Here is a 21,037-nt window from a genome sequence, read left to right as displayed (position 1 = left end):
CGTACTCACCCTCTCGGGCTTTCCTCCGGGCGCTTCCTTCGTTTCCGACTCTATCAGATCTTTCCGACCCGATTTCCTCGGTGCTTTCCGGTCCCGGCTTTCCGACTTTCGTCTTCCTTTCCGAGGCCTTCCGGCGCGTCCCGACTTTATCAGAAGTTCTGAGTCGGAATTTCCGCCTCCCGGTTCGGCCTCCTGGCACACAGTGGTGCCGGGGGCTTCCCCTCTGGCGGAGCCGTAAACGTACTGGAGGGGAGCGCCCCGATGCAAATCGAGGCGCCCCCCTCCCGGGCCGTACGCGACGGACCGTCAGACCTCCACGACCACGGGGAGGATCATCGGCCGGCGGCGGTAGGTGTCGGACACCCACTTGCCGACCGTGCGACGGATCAGCTGCTGGAGCTGGTGCGGCTCGACCACGCCGTCCTGAGCGGACTTGTTCAGGGCCTGGTCGATCTTGGGAAGCACCGCGTCGAAGGACGCGTCGTCGATGCCGGAGCCCCGGGCGTGGACGTGCGGGCCGCCCACGATCTTGCCGGTCGAGGAGTCCACGACCAGGAAGACCGAGATGATGCCCTCCTCGCCGAGGATCCGGCGGTCCTTGAGCGAGCTCTCGGTGACGTCGCCGACCGAGAGGCCGTCCACGTAGACGTAGCCGGCCTGGACCTTGCCGGTGATGCGGGCGCGGCCGTCGACCAGGTCGACGACGACGCCGTCCTCGGCGATGACGATGTGGTCCTTCGGGATCCCCGTCATCGCGCCGAGCTCGGCGTTGGCGCGCAGGTGGCGCCATTCGCCGTGGACCGGCATGAGGTTCTTCGGCTTGCAGATGTTGTAGAAGTACAGCAGCTCGCCGGCCGAGGCGTGGCCCGAGACGTGCACCTTGGCGTTGCCCTTGTGGATGACGTTGGCACCCCAGCGGGTCAGGCCGTTGATGACGCGGTAGACCGCGTTCTCGTTGCCCGGGATCAGGGAAGAGGCCAGGATGACCGTGTCCCCGGGGACGATCCGGATCTGGTGGTCGCGGTTGGCCATCCGGGACAGGGCGGCCATGGGCTCGCCCTGGGAGCCCGTGCAGACCAGCACGACCTCGTCGTCCGGGAGGTCGTCGAGCGTCTTCACGTCGACGACGAGGCCGGCCGGGACCCGCAGGTAGCCGAGGTCGCGGGCGATGCCCATGTTGCGGACCATGGAGCGGCCGACGAAGGCGACCCGGCGCCCGTACTCGTGGGCGGCGTCCAGGATCTGCTGGATGCGGTGCACGTGGCTGGCGAAGCTGGCCACGATGATGCGCTTCTGGGCGTTCGCGAAGACGTTGCGCAGGACGTTCGAGATGTCGCGCTCGTGGGCCGTGAAGCCCGGGACCTCGGCGTTCGTCGAGTCCGTGAGCAGGAGGTCGATGCCCTCCTCGCTCAGCCGCGCGAACGCGTGCAGGTCCGTGAGGCGGTTGTCCAGCGGGAGCTGGTCCATCTTGAAGTCGCCGGTGTGGACGACCATGCCCGCGGGGGTGCGGATGGCGACCGCCAGGGCGTCGGGGATGGAGTGGTTGACGGCGATGAACTCGCAGTCGAAGGGGCCGAAGCGCTCGCGGTTCCCCTCGGCCACCTCAAGGGTGTACGGGCGGATCCGGTGCTCCTGGAGCTTCGCCTCGATGAGCGCGAGGGTCAGCTTGGAGCCGATGAGCGGGATGTCCTGCTTCATGCGGAGCAGGTACGGCACGGCACCGATGTGGTCCTCGTGGCCGTGGGTCAGGACGATGCCCTCGATGTCGTCGAGGCGGTCCTGGATGGTGGTGAAGTCCGGCAGGATCAGGTCGACGCCGGGCTGCTCCTCCTCGGGGAAGAGGACGCCGCAGTCGACGATCAGCAGACGGCCGTCGAACTCGAAGACCGTCATGTTCCGGCCGATCTCACCCAGCCCACCGAGCGGGGTGACGCGCAGGCCGCCCTGGGGCAGCTTCGGCGGGGCGCCGAGTTCAGGATGCGGATGGCTCAAAAGACTCTCCTCACCACGCGCGCCACGTACCGGCTCGGCACGTGGCGCGCATGACATTCGTGCACTTGCTTGTCGTCATCAATTACGGATGTTCAGTTGTGAAGTCTGTTGTCAGAGCTGTACCCCGCCGGCGGCCAGATCGACCTTGAGCTGGGCGGTCTCCTCGGCGGAGAGCTCGACGAGCGGCAGGCGCAGGGGGCCGGCCGGGAGGCCCTGGAGGGCGAGGGCGGCCTTGGTGGTCATGACGCCCTGAGTGCGGAACATACCGGTGAACACCGGCAGCAGCCGCTGGTGGATCTCGGTGGCCTTCTGGACGTCGCCGGCCAGGTAGGCGTCGAGCATGGCGCGGAGCTCCGGGGCGACGACGTGGCCGACCACGGACACGAAGCCGCAGGCGCCGACGGAGAGCAGCGGCAGGTTCAGCATGTCGTCGCCGGAGTACCAGGCGAGGCCGGACCGGGCGATGGCCCAGCTGGCCCGGCCGAGATCGCCCTTGGCGTCCTTGTTGGCGACGATCCGGGGGTGCTCGGCCAGCCGGACGAGGGTGCCGGTGTCGATCGGCACGCCGCTGCGGCCGGGGATGTCGTAGAGCATCACCGGGAGCTCGGTGGCATCGGCGATGGCCGAGAAATGCCGGTACAGGCCCTCCTGGGAGGGCTTGTTGTAGTACGGCGTGACGGCGAGCAGGCCGTGCGCGCCGTCGCGCTCGGCGGCGCGGACGAGCTCGAGCGTGTGGTGGGTGTCGTTGGTTCCGATGCCGGCGACGACGTGGGCACGATCGCCGACCGCCTCCAGTACCGCCCGTACGAGCTGCGATTTCTCCGCGTCGGTGGTGGTGGGGGACTCGCCGGTGGTGCCGTTGACGATCAGGCCGTCGTTGCCCGCGTCGACGAGGTGGGCGGCGAGTCGCTGGGCGCCGTCGAGGTCGAGTGCGCCGTCCGCCGTGAACGGCGTGACCATGGCGGTGAGCACCCGCCCGAAGGGGGTCTGCGGAGTGGAGATCGGAGCCATGGGTAACACGCTACTCGCTGCTCAGCGCCGGGTGTCCCTTAGGGGGACGCGTAAAGGGGAGCCCGGCACTGCCTGCTCGGGGGTTCAAGCAGTGCCGGGTCCGTTTGATCAGCCTAGATGAACTTCGTGAAACGCCGCAATACGGACACTTCGCGCGCGAAGTTCGTACTTATGTGCAGACGGCCCGTGCGTCAGGGCGCCACACGGCCGTTCTTGTTGAAGGCGTCGTACGTCAGCGGCATCAGCCGGGCCCAGTGGGCCTCCATCTTCTCGCCGACCATCTCGATCTCCCGCTGCGGGAAGGACGGCACCGCGGCGAGCTCGTGCTGGGTGCGCAGGCCGAGGAAGTGCATCAGCGAGCGGGCGTTGCAGGTGGCGTACATCGAGGAGAACAGACCGACCGGGAGGACCGAACGGGCGACCTCGCGGGCGACGCCGGCGGCCAGCATCTCCTGGTACGTGGCGTACGCCTGACGGTAGGAGTCCTCCATCGTCCGGCTGACGAGCCGGTGCTGCTCCTCGGTGCCCTCGACGAAGACGTACTTGCCCGGGCGGCCCTGCTGGACCAGCTTGCGGGAGGTGTCGGGGACGTAGAAGACGGGCTGCAGCTCCCTGTAGCGGCCCGATTCCTCGTTGTAGGACCAGCCCACCCGGTGCCGCATGAACTCGCGGAACACGAAGATCGGGGCGCTGATGAAGAAGGTCATCGAGTTGTGCTCGAAGGGGCTGCCGTGCCGGTCCCGCATCAGGAAGTTGATGAGGCCCTTGGAGCGCTCCGGGTCCTTCTGGAGCTCTTCCAGGGACTGCTCGCCCGCGGTGGACACACGCGCCGCCCAGAGGACGTCGGAGTCGGTCGCGGCGCTCCGTACCAGGTCGACCGTGACGTCGCTCCGAATGTCGATCTTGGCGTCGTGCTCGGTGGGGGTGTCGGTCACCAGCGGTCCTTCCGGCGGGGCTCGTTGCAGTCGCCCACTCTATCCATCTCCCTCTCAAGGATGAGATGAGGCCGCTTTGGTGAAAAAACGGCACCAAAGCGCCGGTTCGCTCGTCTGTACAGGTGACACACATGAGCACCACCGACCCGAGGAGAGTGGCCCTGATGTCCAGCCGGCGAGAGGCCGTCCCGTTCGCGTTCGTCGCGGAGTCCGACAGCTTCCGCAGTAACGTCACTCCGCCGCCTCGGCAGCGTCCCACGCCCTCCCAGGTCCTCGGACGTACGCTGATCGGGCTGACCGTGGTGGCGGGGCTCGTCGGCTCGCTCGTCCTCGGCATGCCCTCCCTGCAGGCCGGCCCGGCGGACGGGCGGCACCAGCAGTCCGAGGCTTCCGACGGGCGCTGAGGTAGCCTCACCGGGCACAGCCCACCGAACGTGCTTGTGAGTGAGGACCTGTCGTGCCCCTGCCCTTTCTGACGGCCGACCGTGATATCGAAACCGATGACGACATCGCGCTGCCGTTCGACGACCACGACCAGTGGCGCCGGCCGTACCGGCCCGGACCGTGGCGGGTCGGAATCGCCGCGCTCGCGCTGCTGCTCGCCTCGTTCGTGCTGCTCGCGGCCGTCGTCATCGCCGTGGCCGGCGCGGCCGGCGGGGCCCTGTTCACCTTCGTGTTCGCCGGGCTGATCATCGGCGCCGCGCTGCGCGTGCTGCGCATGGGCGTGTGGGTGAGCCGGGCCGGCCTGCGGCACGTGGCGTTCTTCTCGACGCGGACCGTGCCCTGGGGCCAGACCTCCGCCGTGCGCACCACCCAGCAGCCGGTGCGCTGGCTGGGACTCCCCCGCACGGTCCAGGGCCAGGCCCTGATGCTCGTACGGCACGGCGGTGAGCAGACGCCGCTGCTCACCGACCACAACGCCGACTTCCTGTCCCGCGTCGAGGCCTTCGACCGCGCCGCGGACACGATCGAGGCCTGGAGCGCGGAGTACGCCGGCGCGCACTGATCACACACCGGCCCGGGCCGGGTCCTGGCTCAGGCCAGGGCCCGGCCCGCTTCGTGCAGGGTGATCGCCCGCTGCATCGCCTTGCGGGCACGCGGGGTGTCGCGGGCGTCGTGGTACGCGACCGCGAGCCGGAACCAGCAGCGCCAGTCGTCCGGCGAGTCCTCCGTCTCGGCCTTGCGCCGGGCGAAGACCTCGTCGGCCGAGTCACGGTCGATGCGGCCGCCCTCGGTGCGCCTGAGCTCGTCGACCGGCAGTCCGCCCTCGGCCTCCAGCTCCGCGGCCAGGCGGTTCGCCCGGCGCGCGAACCGGGTGTTCTTCCACAGGAACCAGCCGCCGACCAGCGGCAGCAGGAACGCGACCGCTCCCATGCCCATCGCGGCCGGCTCGCCGGTCAGCAGGAGCAGGATCCCCTCCATGCCCACCACGCCGAAGACGAGGACGAGGACCGTGGAGAGGAAGACGTACGTGATCTTTCCGCCCATGGCCGTCAGCCCAGGTCCAGGAAGTGCTCCAGGCCGAAGGTGAGGCCCGGGGCGGTCACGACACGGCGGGCGCCCAGGAGGATGCCCGGCATGAAGCTGGAGTGGTGGAGGGAGTCGTGCCGGATGGTGAGGCTCTCGCCCTCGCCGCCGAGCAGCACCTCCTGGTGGGCCAGCAGACCGGCCAGGCGTACGGCATGGACCCGGACGCCGTCCACGTCCGCGCCCCGCGCCCCGTCCAGAGCGGTCGCCGTCGCGTCCGGCTGAGCGCCGAGACCGGCCTCGGCGCGGGCGGCGGCGATCAGCTGGGCCGTACGGGTGGCGGTGCCCGAAGGGGCGTCCACCTTGTGCGGGTGGTGCAGCTCGACGACCTCGACGGACTCGAAGTACGGGGCCGCGATCTGTGCGAACTTCATGGTGAGGACCGCACCGATGGAGAAGTTCGGGGCGATCAGGACGCCGGTCTCCGGGGACTGGGCGAGCCAGCCCCTGAGCTGCGCGAGACGCTCCTCGGTCCAGCCGGTGGTCCCGACGACCGCGTGGATGCCGTGCCGCACGCAGAAGTCGAGGTTGCCCATGACCGAGGCCGGGGTGGTCAGCTCGACGGCGACCTGGGCGTCCGCCTCGACGAGCGACTCCAGCTTGTCGCCGCGGCCGAGGGTCGCGACCAGTTCCATGTCCTCGGCGGCCTCGACGGCCTTGACCGCCTCGGCGCCGATCCGGCCCCGGGCTCCGAGGACCGCCACGCGCAGCTTGCTCATTGCACTTCCTTACTCGTACTCGAGGGACTCGGGGGTCAGGAGACCGCTTCGTGGAGGCGGCTCGCCTGCTTGTCCTTCAGCGGGCCTATCACCGAGAGCGAGGGCCGCTGCCGCAGCACGTCGCGTGCCACGTCCCGTACGTCGTCGGGGGTGACGGCGGCGATCCGGGCCAGCATGTCGTCGACCGACATCTGGGTGCCCCAGCACAGCTCGCTCTTGCCGATGCGGTTCATCAGCGCGCCGGTGTCCTCCAGGCCGAGGACGGTCGACCCGGAGAGCTGGCCGATGGCACGGGCGATCTCGTCGTCGGTGAGTCCGTCCGTGGCGACCTTGTCGAGCTCGTCCCGGCAGATCCGCAGCACGTCGTGTATCTGGCTGGGCCGGCAGCCCGCGTACACGCCGAAGAGGCCGCAGTCGGCGAATCCGGAGGTGTACGAGTACACGCTGTAGGCGAGACCGCGCTTCTCCCGGACCTCCTGGAAGAGGCGGGAGGACATGCCGCCGCCGAGGGCGGTGTTCAGCACACCGAGGGCCCAGCGGCGCTCGTCGGTACGGGCCAGGCCCGGCATGCCGAGGACCACGTGGGCCTGCTCGGTCTTGCGGCCGAGCAGCTCGACCCGGCCCGCGGTGCGGATGGTGCGCGTGCCGTCGCGCGGAGCGACCGGACGGGCGTCCGTACGGCCGAGGGCGCCGGCCTTCTCGAAGGCGCGGCGGACCTGGCGTACCACCGTGGCGTGGTCGACGTTGCCGGCGGCGGCGACGACCAGGTGGGTGGGGTCGTAGTGCTTCTTGTAGAAGCGGGCGATCTGGTCCCGGGTGAGCGCGTTGATCGTGTCGACGGTGCCGAGGACCGGGCGGCCCAGCGGGGTGTCGCCGAACATCGTCTGCGCGAACAGGTCGTGCACGACGTCACCGGGGTCGTCCTCGGTCATCGCGATCTCCTCGAGGATGACGCCGCGCTCGGCGTCCACGTCGGAGTCGAGGATGAGCGAGCCCGTCAGCATGTCGCAGACGACGTCGATCGCCAGCGGCAGGTCGGTGTCGAGGACCCGGGCGTAGTAGCAGGTGAACTCCTTCGCCGTGAAGGCGTTCATCTCGCCGCCGACCGCGTCGAGCGCGGCGGAGATGTCGAGGGCGGACCGCTTGTGGGTGCCCTTGAAGAGGAGGTGCTCCAGGTAATGGGTGGCGCCGTTGAGCGTCGGCGTCTCGTCCCGGGAGCCGACGTGCGCCCAGATGCCGAAGGTGGCGGAGCGTACCGAGGGCAGGGTCTCGGTGACGATGCGGAGGCCGCCGGGGAGGGTGGTGCGGCGGACGGTGCCGATGCCGTCCCTGCCCGGGAGAAGCGTTTGGGTACGGGCGACGGCCCGCCCCTCGGAGGAGGGGCGGGCCGTCGTCGCGGAACTGCGGGACGTCACTGGTCGGTGTCGTCCTTCGCCTCGTCCTCGCCCTCGATCACGGGGATGAGGGAGAGCTTGCCGCGCTGGTCGATCTCGGCGATCTCGACCTGGACCTTGGAGCCGATCGCGAGCACGTCCTCGACGTTCTCCACGCGCTTGCCACCGGCGAGCTTGCGGATCTGCGAGATGTGCAGCAGGCCGTCCTTGCCCGGGAGCAGGGAGACGAAGGCACCGAAGGTGGTGGTCTTGACGACCGTACCCAGGTAGCGCTCGCCGACCTCCGGCATGGTCGGGTTGGCGATGCCGTTGATCGTGGCGCGGGCGGCCTCGGCCTGCGAGCCGACCTGGGCACCGATGTAGATGGTGCCGTCGTCCTCGATCGTGATCTCGGCGCCGGTGTCCTCCTGGATCTGGTTGATCATCTTGCCCTTGGGGCCGATGACCTCGCCGATCTTGTCCACGGGGATCTTCACGGTGATGATCCGCGGGGCGTTCGGGGACATCTCGTCCGGGGTGTCGATCGCTTCCATCATCACGTCGAGGATGTGGAGGCGGGCGTCACGGGCCTGCTTGAGGGCCGCGGCCAGGACGGAGGCCGGGATGCCGTCCAGCTTGGTGTCGAGCTGGAGGGCGGTGACGAACTCCTTCGTACCGGCGACCTTGAAGTCCATGTCGCCGAAGGCGTCCTCCGCACCGAGGATGTCGGTGAGGGCGACGTAGTGCGTCTCGCCGTTGATCTCCTGCGAGATCAGGCCCATGGCGATACCGGCGACGGGGGCCTTGAGGGGCACACCGGCGTTCAGCAGCGACATGGTGGAGGCGCAGACCGAGCCCATGGACGTCGAACCGTTGGAGCCGAGGGCCTCGGACACCTGACGGATCGCGTAGGGGAACTCCTCGCGGGTCGGGAGGACCGGCACGATCGCGCGCTCGGCGAGCGCGCCGTGGCCGATCTCGCGGCGCTTCGGCGAACCGACGCGGCCGGTCTCGCCGACGGAGTACGGCGGGAAGTTGTAGTTGTGCATGTAGCGCTTGCGGGTCACCGGGGAGAGGGTGTCCAGCTGCTGCTCCATGCGGAGCATGTTGAGGGTGGTGATGCCCAGGATCTGGGTCTCGCCACGCTCGAACAGGGCGGAGCCGTGCACGCGCGGGATGGCCTCGACCTCGGCGGCGAGCGTACGGATGTCCGTGACGCCGCGGCCGTCGATGCGGACCTTGTCCTTGATGACGCGCTCGCGCACCAGGGCCTTGGTCAGGCTGCGGTAGGCGGCGGAGATCTCCTTCTCGCGGCCCTCGAAGGCCGGGAGGAGCTTCTCGGCGGCGAGCTCCTTGACGCGGTCCAGCTCGGCCTCGCGGTCCTGCTTGCCCGCGATGGTCAGCGCCTGGGAGAGCTCGCCCTTGACGGCGGCCGCGAGGGCCTCGTACACGTCGTCCTGGTAGTCCAGGAAGACCGGGAACTCGCCCTCGGGCTTGGCGGCCTTGGCGGCCAGGTCGGCCTGGGCCTTGCAGAGGACCTTGATGAACGGCTTCGCGGCCTCGAGGCCCGCGGCGACGACCTCCTCGGTCGGCGCCTCGGCGCCGCCCTTGACGAGGGCGATGGTCTTCTCGGTGGCCTCGGCCTCGACCATCATGATCGCGACGTCGCCGTCCTCCAGGACGCGGCCCGCGACGACCATGTCGAAGACGGCGTCCTCGAGCTCGGTGTGCGTCGGGAAGGCGACCCACTGGCCCTGGATCAGGGCGACGCGGACGCCGCCGATCGGGCCGGAGAAGGGCAGGCCGGCCAGCTGGGTGGACGCGGACGCGGCGTTGATCGCGACGACGTCGTACAGGTGGTCGGGGTTGAGCGCCATGATCGTGGCGACGACCTGGATCTCGTTGCGCAGGCCCTTCTTGAAGGACGGGCGCAGCGGGCGGTCGATCAGGCGGCAGGTGAGGATCGCGTCCTCGGAGGGCCGGCCCTCACGGCGGAAGAAGGAGCCGGGGATCTTGCCGGCGGCGTACATCCGCTCCTCGACGTCCACCGTCAGGGGGAAGAAGTCGAGCTGGTCCTTGGGCTTCTTCGACGCGGTGGTCGCGGAAAGGACCATCGTGTCGTCGTCCAGGTAGGCGACGGCGGAGCCGGCGGCCTGGCGGGCCAGACGGCCCGTCTCGAAGCGGATGGTGCGGGTGCCGAAGGAGCCGTTGTCGATGACGGCCTCGGCGTAGTGGGTCTCGTTCTCCACTAGCGGTTTCTCCTACGTGTCGTCTTTGCGCCCGCGGGCCCGTGTGGCCGGGGCGGTGCGGGAGAAGCACTGTCGTGGCGGGCCGGTCTTCGATCGAAGCTCCCGGGAATGAGGTCCGGGGGCCACTACCGAGGACCGGCGGCGTGCCGGCTGCTTCTCACGCGTGGATGTGGCGTTGTGCGACCAGACTAATTGCCGGTGGGTACATCGCGCACGTACAGCAAAGGGAGCGGCCCCCTGAAAGTGGGAACCGCTCCCTCAACAGCGTCTTACTTGGCACCGCCGGCCGCACCGCGGCGGATGCCCAGGCGGTCGACCAGCGTACGGAAGCGCTGGATGTCCTTCTTGGCCAGGTACTGCAGCAGGCGGCGGCGCTGACCGACCAGGATCAGCAGACCACGACGGGAGTGGTGGTCGTGCTTGTGGGTCTTGAGGTGCTCGGTCAGGTCCGAGATGCGGCGGGACAGCATCGCGACCTGGACCTCGGGGGAGCCGGTGTCGCCCTCCTTGGTGCCGAACTCGGCCATGATCTGCTTCTTGACGGCGGCGTCGAGAGCCACGCGGATCTCCTCTTGGTTCGTGCGCCCACGAGTGCCCCTGGTCTTGATCTCAGGGGAAGCTTCCGTGACTCGCGGGCGAAGGTCCGATGAGCGCTGCTCCCCGGTCTCGGACCCGGGAGCGCGTACACAAACGGCCGTCACACAGCGTACCAGCTTCACCGAGGGCCCCCGGAGCGGGCCCCCGGGAGGACCCGGCACCCCGGCATGTGCGCAGGTCAGCGGGCCGACGGGGCGGCCGGTCAGCGGGCCATCAGGTCAGCCGGTCAGCGAGCGGGCACGCATGAACACGTCGAGGACGCCGAGGCACAGCGGGACCAGGGAGAGCAGGACGAATCCCTCCGTGAGGTCGAGCAGCCGGCCCCAGAAGGGCGAGAGGCCCTTCCTCGGGATGATCAGGCCGACCGCGGTGACCAGGGCGGCGCCCGCGGCGACGGCCGCGCTGAGCCAGATCGTACGGATGTCCAGGCCGCCGCGGTCCCCGTACATGAGGAGGTCCTTCACCAGGTCGACCGGCGGGTTCAGGGACAGGCCGAGGATCAGCAGGGCGATGGCGGCGAGACCGGCCACCAGGACGCAGGCGACCTGCGAGGTGTAGCGGAACAGCCGGGCGCGCAGCAGCATCGCGAGACCCGCGGCGAGGGCCAGGAGCTGGCCCCAGGTGTTCCCGGCGAAACCGAGCACCGCGCAGGAGCCGACGACGACGGCCGCGCAGCCGCCGACCAGGCCGAGCAGCATCTCGTGACCGCGGCGGGCCTGCAGCGCGATGCGCTCGCCGTCGACGGGCTGCGCCTCCATGTGGACCGCCTGCTGCGGGTCGGCGAGGAACTCCTCGTCGGTGGCGCTGCGCGGGGAGGCGTAGCCGATCGGCAGCCGGGCGAAGCGGGCCGACAGTCCGGGCAGGAAGGCGACCAGGCCGATGGCGACGGGCACGCACAAGGCGGCGGTGTCGGTGGCCGTGCCCTCGGAGAGGATCGCGACGAAGGTCGCGAGGGTGCCGACGGCGGCCAGGAAGGTCGCGGCGACGAACGGGGCGTCGCCGCTCGGCGTGAGCGCGACGAGGGTGACGGAGGCGACCAGGACGGTGACGCAGCCGAGCAGGAACTGGAGCCGGCCCGGGCCCTGCCCCGCGTCGGCGGCGACGATGCCGGAGCCGGCGATGAGCAGCAGCGGCAGCGCGCCCAGGCCGAGCGCGACGGCGGTGGCACGGTCGCCGTACACCCGGGCACGGACGCCGGCGAAGGCGGTCAGCAGCACGCCGGCGGCTCCGGCGATGATGCCGGGCAGGCTGTGCATGTCGTGCCGGACCGGGTCGGCGAACCAGAGCACGAAGCCCATGAGGACGAGCAGCAGCACACCGCCGACCAGCCCCGCGCCGCGCAGCAGCTCGTCGCTCCACAGGTGCCGGTCGCGGGTGACGGCGGAGGCGACCGCGTCGGACACGTCGTCGAAGACGGCCGGCGGCAGGGACTGGGCGAAGGGGCGCAGCGAGAGCACCTCGCCGTCGAGGACCTGCTGGGCGGAGAGGCTGCGGGCGCCGTCGAGGACGGTGCCGTCACGCCGGACCAGGTGATAGCCGGTGGGGGCACCGGCCGGCTGGGTCTGCCCGGTGAGCCGGAGGATCTCCGGGTAGACGTCGGCGACGGCGATGTCCTCCGGGAGTGCGACGTCGATGCGGCTGTCCGGCGCCACGACGGTGACGCGGCAGAAACCGGTCGCTGCGGTCGTACTCACGTGTCTGGACCCCCTGATTCGCGGTTGCGCACGGTGCGGCGACACCCTACCGGGGAGTGGGGACGGTGGTGGCAAGTAGGATCGCCGTCTCGCGGGGGAGGCGGTCGCCGACGGGGGCGCCGGAGTGCAGGGTCCCCGCACGAGCCCGCCCGTAACGAGGGATTGATGCGCCGGTGAGCCAGATCGTCGTCAAACGCCCGCCGAGGTCCCTTCCTCCGGAAGTACCCAGCGAGGAACTGGTCCTGGAGTCTCCGCCGGAACTGCCGCGGGGACAGCAGGAGTCCGCCCTGATGCAGCTCCTGCCGATGCTCGGCATGGGCTCGTCCGTGGTGTTCTTCTTCATGACGCCGTCTCCGATCATGCGCATCATGGGTACGCTCATGCTCGCGTCGACGGTCGGCATGGCCATCGCCCAGTTCGTCAGATTCCGTCGCGGGTCGCAGGGGCAAATGGCCGATGTGCGGCGGGACTACCTCAAATACCTCGCACAGACCCGGCGTACGGTACGGCGCACCGCGCGCAGGCAGCGCGACGCGCAGCTCTATCTGCACCCGGCGCCCGAGCAGTTGTGGTCGGTGGTCGCGGAGGGTTCGCGGGTGTGGGAGCGCCGGGTCGGCGACCACGACTTCGCGCAGGCGCGGATCGGGCTCGGCGCCCAGCAGTTGGCGACTCCGCTGGTCGCGCCGGACACGGCACCGGTCGACGAGCTGGAGCCGTTGTGCGCGGGCGCGATGCAGCAGTTCCTCGCGGTGCACGGCACCTTGGACGGACTGCCGATGGCCGTCTCGCTGCGGGCGTTCTACCACGTGACGGTGTCGGGCGATCCGGAGGCGGCGCAGTCGGCGGCGCGCGGTCTGGTGGCCCAGCTGGTGACGCTGCACTCCCCCGACGACCTGATGCTGGCCGTGGTGGCGGCGCGGGGCGCGCAGGAGCGCTGGGACTGGACGAAGTGGCTGCCGCACAACCAGGTGCCGGGCACCGTCGACGGGGCCGGTACGAAGCGCCTGTTCGGCGACGACCTGGGCGAGCTGGAGCAGCTGATCCGCTCGCGCCTCGACGGCCGGCCGCGGTTCGGCCGGGACAGCCAGCCGGTCCTGGACCAGCCGCACGTCGTGGTGATCCTGGACGGCGGGATGGTGCCGCCGGACTCGCTGTTCGCGGCGGCCGAGGGCCTGCAGGGCGTGACCATCGTGGAGGTGGTCTCCGGCGAGCTGGACGAACCGCGCGGCGGTCTGTCCGTCGTCGTACGGCCGGGGCGGCTGCGCCTGGAGTCCGGCGGCGGCTTCGCGTACGAGGGCCTGCCCGACGTCATGTCGCTGCCCGCGGCGGAGGCGCTGGCCCGCCAGCTGGCGCCGCTGCGGATGGGCGGCGGGGACGACGACGAACCGCTGCTCGCCAACCTGGACTTCACCGATCTGCTGAACCTGGGCGACGCGGCCTCGGTGGACGTGGCCCGCACCTGGCGGCCGCGGTCGGTCGCCGAGCGGCTGCGCGTGCCGATCGGCGTCGGCGAGGACGGCGCGCCGGTCATGCTGGACCTGAAGGAGGCCGCGCAGGAGGGCATGGGCCCGCACGGTCTGTGCGTGGGCGCGACCGGTTCCGGCAAGTCGGAGCTGCTGCGCACCCTGGTGCTCGGTCTGGCGGTGACGCACTCCTCGGAGACGCTGAACTTCGTCCTCGCGGACTTCAAGGGTGGTGCCACCTTCGCGGGCATGTCGCAGATGCCGCACGTGGCCGCCGTCATCACCAACCTGTCGGACGACCTGACGCTGGTCGACCGCATGGGCGACGCGATCCGCGGTGAGCTGCAGCGGCGCCAGGAGCTGCTGCGGTCCGCGGGCAACTACGCCAACATCCACGACTACGAGAAGGCCCGGGCGGCCGGCGCCCCCCTGGAGCCGCTGGCCTCGCTGGTGCTCGTCATCGACGAGTTCAGCGAGCTGCTCACGGCCAAGCCCGACTTCATCGACATGTTCATCCAGATCGGCCGCATCGGCCGCTCGCTGGGTGTGCACCTGCTGCTCGCCTCGCAGCGCCTGGAGGAGGGCAAGCTGCGCGGCCTGGACACCTATCTGTCGTACCGGATCGGTCTGCGGACCTTCTCGGCGGCCGAGTCGCGCACGGCGATCGGCGTGCCGGACGCCTACCACCTGCCGTCGGTGCCGGGTTCGGGCTACCTGAAGTTCGGTACGGACGAGATGACCCGCTTCAAGGCGGCGTACGTCTCGGGCACCTACCGGACCGGCGGTCCGCGCCTGGAGGCGGGGACCATGCCGATCGAGCGGCGGCCCGTGGTGTTCACGGCCTCCCCGGTGCCGGTGGTCTACGCGGCGCCCGACCCGGCGTACCTGACGGCGCAGCGGAACGAGGACGACGACGCGCTCGCGGACACCGTCCTCGACGTGATCGTGCGGCGCCTCGAAGGGCAGGGCGTGCCGGCGCACCAGGTGTGGCTGCCGCCGCTCGACCAGGCGCCGTCGCTCGACCAGCTGCTGCCCGGGCTCGCGCAGACCGCGGACCGGGGCCTCACGGCGACCGAGTACACCCGCCCGGGCGGGCTCACCGTGCCGCTCGGCCTCATCGACAAGCCCTTCGAGCAGCGCCGCGAGGTGCTGTACCGGGACTTCTCGGGCGCGGCCGGCCACATGATGGTGGTCGGCGGTCCGCAGTCCGGCAAGTCGACGCTGATGCGCACGCTGGTGTCGTCGTTCGCGCTCACCCACACGCCGGGAGAGGTGCAGTTCTACTGCCTGGACTTCGGTGGCGGCGGCATGTCCTCGCTGGCCGAACTGCCGCACGTCGGCGGGGTCGCGTCCCGGCTGGACCCGGAGCGGGTGCGGCGGACGGTCGCCGAGGTGCTCGGCGTGCTGAACCGGCGCGAGGAGTTCTTCCGCGCGCACAACATCGACTCCATGACCACCTACCGGCGCAAGCGGGCGGCGGGTGAACTGCCGGGCGAGGCCTGGGGCGACGTGTTCCTGGTCATCGACGGCTGGGGCGGCTTCCGCAACGAGTACGAGGGCCTGGAGGCCACGGTCGCCGACCTGGCGGCGCGCGGTCTCGGCTACGGCATCCACGTCGTCATCACCGCGGCCCGCTACATGGAGGTGCGGGCGGCGCTCAAGGACCAGATGCTGGGCCGTCTGGAGCTGCGGCTCGGTGACGTCATGGACTCCGAGTTCGACCGCAAGGTCGCCGCGAACGTGCCGACGGGCGTACCCGGGCGCGGTCAGGTCCCGGAGAAGCTGCACTTCATGGGGGCGCTGCCGCGGATCGACGGGTCGAGCTCGGCGCAGGACCTCGCGACGGGCACGGCCGCCTTCGTGGAGGCCGTACGCACCGCCTGGCACGGTCCCGTGGCGCCGGCGGTCCGGCTGCTGCCGCACAAGCTGGCGGCCGACCAGCTGCCGAAGGGCTTCGAGTTCCCGCAGCACGGCATCGCGATCGGCATCGACGAGACGCGCCTGGAGCCGGTGTTCGTCAACTTCGAGACCGACCCGTTCTTCCTCATCTTCGGCGAGAGCGAGTCCGGCAAGACGAACCTGCTGCGCCTGATCGCCAAGCAGATCGGCGAGCGGTACTCCCCCGACGAGGCGAAGCTCGTCGTCGGCGACTACCGCCGGGCACTGCTCGGCAGCCTGCCGGAGGAGCACCTGCTGGAGTACGCACCGATGGCGAGCTCCATGCAGATGCACATGGAGGCGCTCTCCGGGGTGTTCGCGCGGCGCCAGCCGCCGCAGGACGTGACGCCGCAGCAGCTGCGGGACCGCAGCTGGTGGTCGGGGCCGCAGGTCTTCATCATCGTGGACGACTACGACCTGGTGGCGACGAGCGCGGGCAACCCCCTCGCGCCGCTGGCCGAGTTCCTGCCCTTCGCCCGTGACACCGGCGTGCGCTTCATCATCGCCCGCAACAGCGCGGGTGCCTCGCGGTCCATGTACGAGGCGTTCATGCAGCGCATCAAGGAGCTGGGCGCGCAGGGCGTCGTCCTGTCCGGCGACCCGCAGGAGGGCGATCTGCTCGGCAACGTGCGGCCGCGTCCCATGCCGCCGGGCCGGGGTTACTTCGTCTCCCGGCGCGGAGCGGCTTCGCTGGTGCAGACGGGGCGTTTGCCGGAGAGGTGAGGTCCGTCCCTTCCTGAGTACCCGTGGCAGGGCCGCGGCTCCGGTTTCGACACCGGACCGTGACCCTGCCATTGGACGTGAGCACTTCAGAACTGCAAACATCTGATCAACTCAGCGAAGGGGGTACCCGTGTCGTTCGACGACGAGTGGGCGCGGCACAAGGACAACGCGGTGACGCAGCAGGCGGCGGACATGCGGCTGAACCACGTGCCCTTGGACCCGGGCGGCGGCGGAGGCCAGCCCGATCTGGCGACGACGCCCGCCAAGAAGAAGGCGGCGGCGAACACCATCGAGACCCACATCCAGCCGGACCTGAAGTCGGCGGCCGACGCGGCCGACGAGGGCACCACCGGCGCGGTGACGGAGTTCAAGGGCTGGGACACGGCCGCCGGCCTGAAGCAGGCCCACGAGCACTGGGACAGCCAGGTGAAACGCCTCAACGCGCGCCTCGAATCCGAGAAGAGCGCGCTGCGGAACGCCTCGACGCTGTTCAAGAACAACGACCTGACGACGGGGTACAGCTTCACCCCGGTGCAGTCGAAGGTCTCGGGACTCTAGGGGGACGCGATGCCGACGTACCAGGAGATCATGCAGACCGACCTGGGCAAGCTGAACACCGCTGCCGAGGGCTGGAAGAGCATGGCGGAGAAGCTCAAGAAGGTCGAGGACCTCTACGAGAAGGAGGTCCAGGGCGTCGCCACGAACAATCCGCTGTGGACCGGCCAGGCGCAGCAGGTCAGCGCCACGAACTTCGGGATCACCCGCAAGGAGCTCGACTCCGCCCAGAAGGAGGCCCTCGCGATGGAGTCGCTGCTGCGCGACGCCTTCGGCACCTTCACCGAGCTCAAGGGCCGGGTGAAGTCGGCGGTCGACGAGGCGGTCACGGCCGGCATGAAGGTCTCCGAGTACGGCAACGCGAGCTTCGACTTCAGCAAGGTGGACGCGCAGGAGGCCAACGCCATCCGCCACGACCCGGATCTGCGCGAGACGGAGATGTCGTACACGCGCAAGATCAACGACGCGGTCAAGGCGATCACGGAGTACGACGCGGACGTCAAGGTCGCCCTGCTCGCCGCCTCCGGCGCCGACGGCTCCGCGGCGCTCGGCTTCAACTCCAAGCCCGTCAACGACGTGGAGGCCGTCGAGGCGCTCAAGCTCTCGGAGAAGGTCCGCGAGGGCAAGGCGTCCAAGGAGGAGCTGGAGCACTACCGCGACCTGCTGGCGCAGAACTCCAAGGACCCGCACTTCAGCGAGGCCTACCTGGACGGCCTGGGGGCCCAGGACACCCTGAAGATCGCCGACCGGATGAACCTGGCGGCGAACGAGCGGGGCATCTCGGACGCCGAGAAGAAGCTCTACACCTCGATCAACGCGAACCTGGCGGACACGATCGCGTCGGGCACGAAGGACCCCAACAGCTACGCGTACCGGCCGTTCGTGGACGGGATCAAGGAGCTGGGCGGCAAGAACCTCGCGAGCAACACCCAGCCGACGCTCGGGTACCAGATGCTGGCGACGCTGATGAGCCAGGGCGAGCCGAAGGGCTTCGGTAAGGAGTTCCTGAACGAGATCGGCGACGACATGATCTCGATCGAGAAGAAGAAGCCCGAGGTCTGGCTGCACTTCTTCGACGGCCAGCGCCCGAACATCGCGCACGACCCGCTGGACACCGTGCTCAACATCATGAGCAAGGACCCGGCGGACGCGGAGTACTTCCTGGACCCGAAGGCCCCGGGCAACTCCAACGAGCACCTGAAGTTCCTCCTCAGCGACCGCAAGTGGCCGGACCCGCTGATGAACACCCTCTACTCGGCGCCGATGGAGATGGACGACCCGTTCAAGGCCACGGGCCTGGGCAACGCCATCCAGGCGGCGGCGACCGGCCACGCGCCGGGCGAGAAGCTGGGCGAGGTGGGGCTGCACACGGAGGGCCAGGCGCGGGTGATGCAGAACGCGATCCAGATTCTGGACGACGACAAGGGGGGCGCGGAGTTCGACGAGAACCTCGCCAACCTCAAGCAGCCGATGGCCCGGGCCCTCGCCGACTACGTCGCCGACACCCACATCACGCTCAACGGCCAGGAGTCGGAGTACGGCGGAGCCGCCGGCAAGGACGACATCGGCGGCTCCGGGGACAAGGCGCATCTCGCGGTGGGCCAGGAGAGCCTCATCCGGGTCATGCGTGGCATCTCGGACGACGCCCCGTCCTACGCCCTCTTGTACGAGGCCGAACAGGCCTACTCCGCCAAGGAGCTCGCGGAAGCACCGCCGTTCTCGGCCGACCCCAAGCACGGCCAGAGCGCCGAATGGGACCACCGCGCCCGGAACGTCGGCATCGCGATGGGCGCCCTCAACGAGATCGGCGCCGACGTCTACATCGACAAGGGCAAGGACAAGGCGGACTGGGCGGAACAGACCGGCGAGTACTCGGCGATCGCCGGCAACGCGCTCATCGGTGAGATTCCCATCGTCGGCACCGCCGGTGGCGCCCTGATCGACTCGGTCAAGTTCGACTGGGTGAAGGACGTCCAGGACGTCGCGGAGGAGACGGCCCAGAAGGAGGCGGCCGGAGCCTACTCGTCGGGTACGGACGGACTGAACCTCATGTTCGACGAATGGCAGAAGCAGGGGAAGATCGACGAGGGGCCGTTCAATTCGGCCAAGGACGCGGCGAGCGCGGGCCACTCCGACGGCATCGGCGCGGCGAAGAAGTACCTGGGGTGATGATGCACGACTCGCGATGGCGGCGGCTATCGGCCGTCACGGCCCTGTGCGCGCTCGCTCTGACCGCTTGCTCGTCCGGGCCCACGGACACGCCGGAGGACAGGCTGTGCACGGTGCCCGCGGGCTCCCCGGAGGAGAAGTCGCTCCACACGGTCCTCCGGGCGGACACCTTCCGCACCGCCTGGCATCAGCCTCGGGACGCGCGCTTCGTGGAGAAGATGGAGGAGAACCTCCGTCACCTCGCGGACCCCGCTGCCATGTACACCGTCTCGGGGTGCAGCTATGTACCGAAGGGACAGGTGGGCATCGGTCGAGCCACGATCGACTTCGCGTGGGTACCCCTCGACGCGGCGAAGAAGGACCCCGCCTACGGGAGGAAGGACCCCGCCGACAAGGAGTCCCGGACCTACCGCCTGAACGGCGCCACGGGAGTGGCCGACGACGTCTCTGCCGGCCTGTACGTCTCCTGCGTACTGCCCGGTGAGCTGAAGGAGCCCTCGAAGAGGGTCCTCCTTCATGCGGACTCCACGTACACCGGGAATCTGGGCCCCGTCCACGACCACGGCACCCAGGACCAGCAGATGGACTTCGTCTACCGCATGGCGCGCAAGGCCACGGAGGTCCTCGGCTGCGAGAACAGGCCGTTGGAGAAGGAACCGGTCGTAAAGCCGGTCCCGTCCGGAGCGTCCGCCTCATGAGGATCGACTCCGGGCGCGGTTCCCTCCCGTGGCGGCTGCTCGCCGCCGTGGGGGCGTGTGTGGTCACCCTGACCGCCTGTGGCTCCTCCGAGGAGCCGTCGGCGGAGCTCGCCGACGACTTCCTGTGCGCCATGGAGGCGAAGTCGCCCGAGCACGAGCAGCTGCTGCGGATCATGCGGGCGGACAGCTACACGTCCCAGGTCGACCACCGGGCAGCCCGCTTCGTCGAGGGCATGCAGATCAATCTGCGCGGTGAGCCCGAGTACCGGGTCACGCCCTCGATCCGTGCGTGCGTCTTCTTCCGCAACAACGGACGCGAGGCCGGTCAGACGACCCTCACGTACACGTGGGCACCCCCCGCCGACGTGGAGAAGCCCGGCGGCCCGGCCGGGACCCGGCGCTACCGGCTCAACGGCGCGAGGGGGACGTCCGAGGACACCGCGACGAGTCTCTTCGTACGGTGTGACCTGCCCGGCGACCTGGAGGAACCGTCGAAGAAGATGCTCCTCCGGGCGGACGCCTCGTTCACCCTCAACCCGGGCGCCGTCAAGGACCACGGCACCCAGGACCAGCAGATGTCCTGGCTCTACCTGATGACCCGCCGGACCACGGAGGCCCTCGGCTGTGCGAACGAGCCGTTGGCCGAGGACCCCGTCGTAAAGCCCCTCACCGAAGGCACCCCCTCATGAAGATCCGCACGAAGCACATCACCGCGGGCGCCCTGGGTGCCGTTCTCCTGGCCTCTCTGGTGGGCTGCGGGAACGGCGGCACGGACGCCGGCGGGTCGCTGAGCCTCGACCGGCTGGTCGAGATCGCCGAGAAGGTGGGCAAGGACGGCACGGACACCTGCCCGCTGCCGTACGACCCCGCGAAGGCCGCCGAGGCGGCGAAGCTGGGCCAGGACATCGAGCCGGGACCTGCGGAGGCAGGCTCCGACAAGCCCGCCGCCACGGCAGAGGGCGGGAAGACGACCGATCCGCAGTCGCCCTACGCAGGCAAGGCCGGTGCGTGGGTCACGTGCTCCTACCACGTGGGCGGGGAGGACCTGGTCGTCCACGCCGCCGGTGCGGAAGCGGGGCAGGCGGTCAGCCTCATGCTGCCCACCATGCAGGCCGCCGCCGGTATGAGCGTCGACGAGACGAAGGCTTACTGGGAGAAGACGTCCAAGGCGAAGTCCGGGGAGCCGGTACCGAGCACGAGCGGGAACATCGCGACTGTGCCCCTCGGTTCCGGCGGCAAGGGCGACGTCGCGCTGCTGCTGACGGCCGGAGAGTCCGGGAAGACCTCGCTCAAGCCCGAGCAGGTGACGGAGCTCGCGAAGGCCTTCGCCGCCCAGGCCAAGTGATCCGGCGGGGGTGATTCCGGGGATCCGGCTGACAGCCGGGTCCCCTGGC

17 protein-coding genes are annotated in these 21,037 nt (G+C 70.0%); 8 read left to right on the top strand and 9 right to left on the bottom strand.

What is annotated here, in order from left to right; all coding sequences use genetic code 11:
- Window positions 1-306: 306 nt before the first annotated feature.
- From ACGF1Z_RS25875 to thyX, 3 genes are all read right to left on the bottom strand, one after another.
- Window positions 307-1,992: a ribonuclease J gene (locus ACGF1Z_RS25875; protein WP_393007835.1), complete on the bottom strand. Its 1,686-nt coding sequence runs from the start codon at window positions 1,990-1,992 to the stop codon at window positions 307-309.
- A gap of 111 nt (window positions 1,993-2,103) precedes the next feature.
- Window positions 2,104-3,003 carry a 4-hydroxy-tetrahydrodipicolinate synthase gene (gene dapA / locus ACGF1Z_RS25870; RefSeq protein WP_393007833.1) on the bottom strand — a complete coding sequence of 300 codons (900 nt, stop codon included), beginning with the start codon at window positions 3,001-3,003 and terminating at the stop codon, window positions 2,104-2,106.
- Window positions 3,004-3,194: 191 nt separating this feature from the next.
- A complete protein-coding gene (gene thyX, locus ACGF1Z_RS25865) occupies window positions 3,195-3,938 on the bottom strand; it encodes an FAD-dependent thymidylate synthase (protein ID WP_393007831.1) in 744 nt (247 codons plus the stop codon).
- Window positions 3,939-4,102: 164 nt separating this feature from the next.
- On the opposite strand from thyX, the gene ACGF1Z_RS25860 reads away from it, so the two are divergent.
- Together ACGF1Z_RS25860 and ACGF1Z_RS25855 are read left to right on the top strand one after the other, a co-directional pair.
- A complete protein-coding gene (locus ACGF1Z_RS25860) occupies window positions 4,103-4,342 on the top strand; it encodes a hypothetical protein (protein ID WP_393007881.1) in 240 nt (79 codons plus the stop codon).
- A gap of 53 nt (window positions 4,343-4,395) precedes the next feature.
- Window positions 4,396-4,944: a hypothetical protein gene (locus ACGF1Z_RS25855; RefSeq protein ID WP_393007829.1), complete on the top strand. Its 549-nt coding sequence runs from the start codon at window positions 4,396-4,398 to the stop codon at window positions 4,942-4,944.
- Window positions 4,945-4,973: 29 nt separating this feature from the next.
- Here ACGF1Z_RS25855 and ACGF1Z_RS25850 read toward each other — a convergent pair whose 3' ends face one another.
- The 6 genes from ACGF1Z_RS25850 to eccD form a co-directional block, all read right to left on the bottom strand.
- Complete coding sequence (locus ACGF1Z_RS25850) at window positions 4,974-5,426, bottom strand: hypothetical protein (protein ID WP_393007827.1); 453 nt, start codon at window positions 5,424-5,426, stop codon at window positions 4,974-4,976.
- Between the two features lie 5 nt (window positions 5,427-5,431).
- On the bottom strand, window positions 5,432-6,184 hold the full coding sequence (dapB, locus tag ACGF1Z_RS25845; RefSeq protein WP_393007825.1) for a 4-hydroxy-tetrahydrodipicolinate reductase: 753 nt from the start codon (window positions 6,182-6,184) through the stop codon (window positions 5,432-5,434).
- Window positions 6,185-6,219: 35 nt separating this feature from the next.
- The gene (locus ACGF1Z_RS25840; RefSeq protein WP_393007823.1) at window positions 6,220-7,599 is read right to left on the bottom strand and encodes a M16 family metallopeptidase; all 1,380 of its coding nucleotides are present in this window, start codon (window positions 7,597-7,599) and stop codon (window positions 6,220-6,222) included.
- Entirely contained in the window at window positions 7,596-9,806 is a 2,211-nt protein-coding gene (locus ACGF1Z_RS25835; RefSeq protein ID WP_393007821.1) for a polyribonucleotide nucleotidyltransferase, read from the bottom strand. The genes ACGF1Z_RS25840 and ACGF1Z_RS25835 overlap by 4 nt, the downstream gene beginning before the upstream one ends.
- Before the next feature lie 269 nt (window positions 9,807-10,075).
- Window positions 10,076-10,366, bottom strand: a complete 291-nt coding sequence (rpsO, locus tag ACGF1Z_RS25830; protein WP_128976159.1) for a 30S ribosomal protein S15 — start codon at window positions 10,364-10,366, stop codon at window positions 10,076-10,078.
- Between the two features lie 255 nt (window positions 10,367-10,621).
- Window positions 10,622-12,097 (bottom strand): type VII secretion integral membrane protein EccD, encoded by a 1,476-nt coding sequence (eccD, locus tag ACGF1Z_RS25825; protein WP_393007818.1) that lies wholly within the window; start codon window positions 12,095-12,097, stop codon window positions 10,622-10,624.
- Between the two features lie 173 nt (window positions 12,098-12,270).
- On the opposite strand from eccD, the gene eccCa reads away from it, so the two are divergent.
- From eccCa to ACGF1Z_RS25795, 6 genes are all read left to right on the top strand, one after another.
- A complete protein-coding gene (eccCa, locus tag ACGF1Z_RS25820; RefSeq protein WP_393007816.1) occupies window positions 12,271-16,221 on the top strand; it encodes a type VII secretion protein EccCa in 3,951 nt (1,316 codons plus the stop codon).
- A gap of 129 nt (window positions 16,222-16,350) precedes the next feature.
- Window positions 16,351-16,779 carry a hypothetical protein gene (locus ACGF1Z_RS25815; RefSeq protein WP_393007814.1) on the top strand — a complete coding sequence of 143 codons (429 nt, stop codon included), beginning with the start codon at window positions 16,351-16,353 and terminating at the stop codon, window positions 16,777-16,779.
- Window positions 16,780-16,788: 9 nt separating this feature from the next.
- The gene (locus ACGF1Z_RS25810) at window positions 16,789-18,945 is read left to right on the top strand and encodes a hypothetical protein (protein WP_393007812.1); all 2,157 of its coding nucleotides are present in this window, start codon (window positions 16,789-16,791) and stop codon (window positions 18,943-18,945) included.
- 113 nt (window positions 18,946-19,058) lie between these two features.
- Window positions 19,059-19,643 (top strand): hypothetical protein, encoded by a 585-nt coding sequence (locus ACGF1Z_RS25805; RefSeq protein ID WP_393007810.1) that lies wholly within the window; start codon window positions 19,059-19,061, stop codon window positions 19,641-19,643.
- Window positions 19,640-20,332: a hypothetical protein gene (locus ACGF1Z_RS25800; protein ID WP_393007808.1), complete on the top strand. Its 693-nt coding sequence runs from the start codon at window positions 19,640-19,642 to the stop codon at window positions 20,330-20,332. Before ACGF1Z_RS25805 ends, ACGF1Z_RS25800 begins: the two co-directional genes overlap by 4 nt.
- Window positions 20,329-20,988: a hypothetical protein gene (locus tag ACGF1Z_RS25795; protein WP_393007806.1), complete on the top strand. Its 660-nt coding sequence runs from the start codon at window positions 20,329-20,331 to the stop codon at window positions 20,986-20,988. Before ACGF1Z_RS25800 ends, ACGF1Z_RS25795 begins: the two co-directional genes overlap by 4 nt.
- The last annotated feature ends 49 nt before the right edge of the window (window positions 20,989-21,037 follow it).

The sequence above is a fragment of the Streptomyces sp. NPDC048018 genome (genome assembly GCF_043202995.1).
GTDB lineage: Bacteria > Actinomycetota > Actinomycetes > Streptomycetales > Streptomycetaceae > Streptomyces.
The sequence above is the reverse complement of the archived record's forward strand: the minus strand, read 5'-3'. Positions and strand labels throughout refer to the sequence as shown.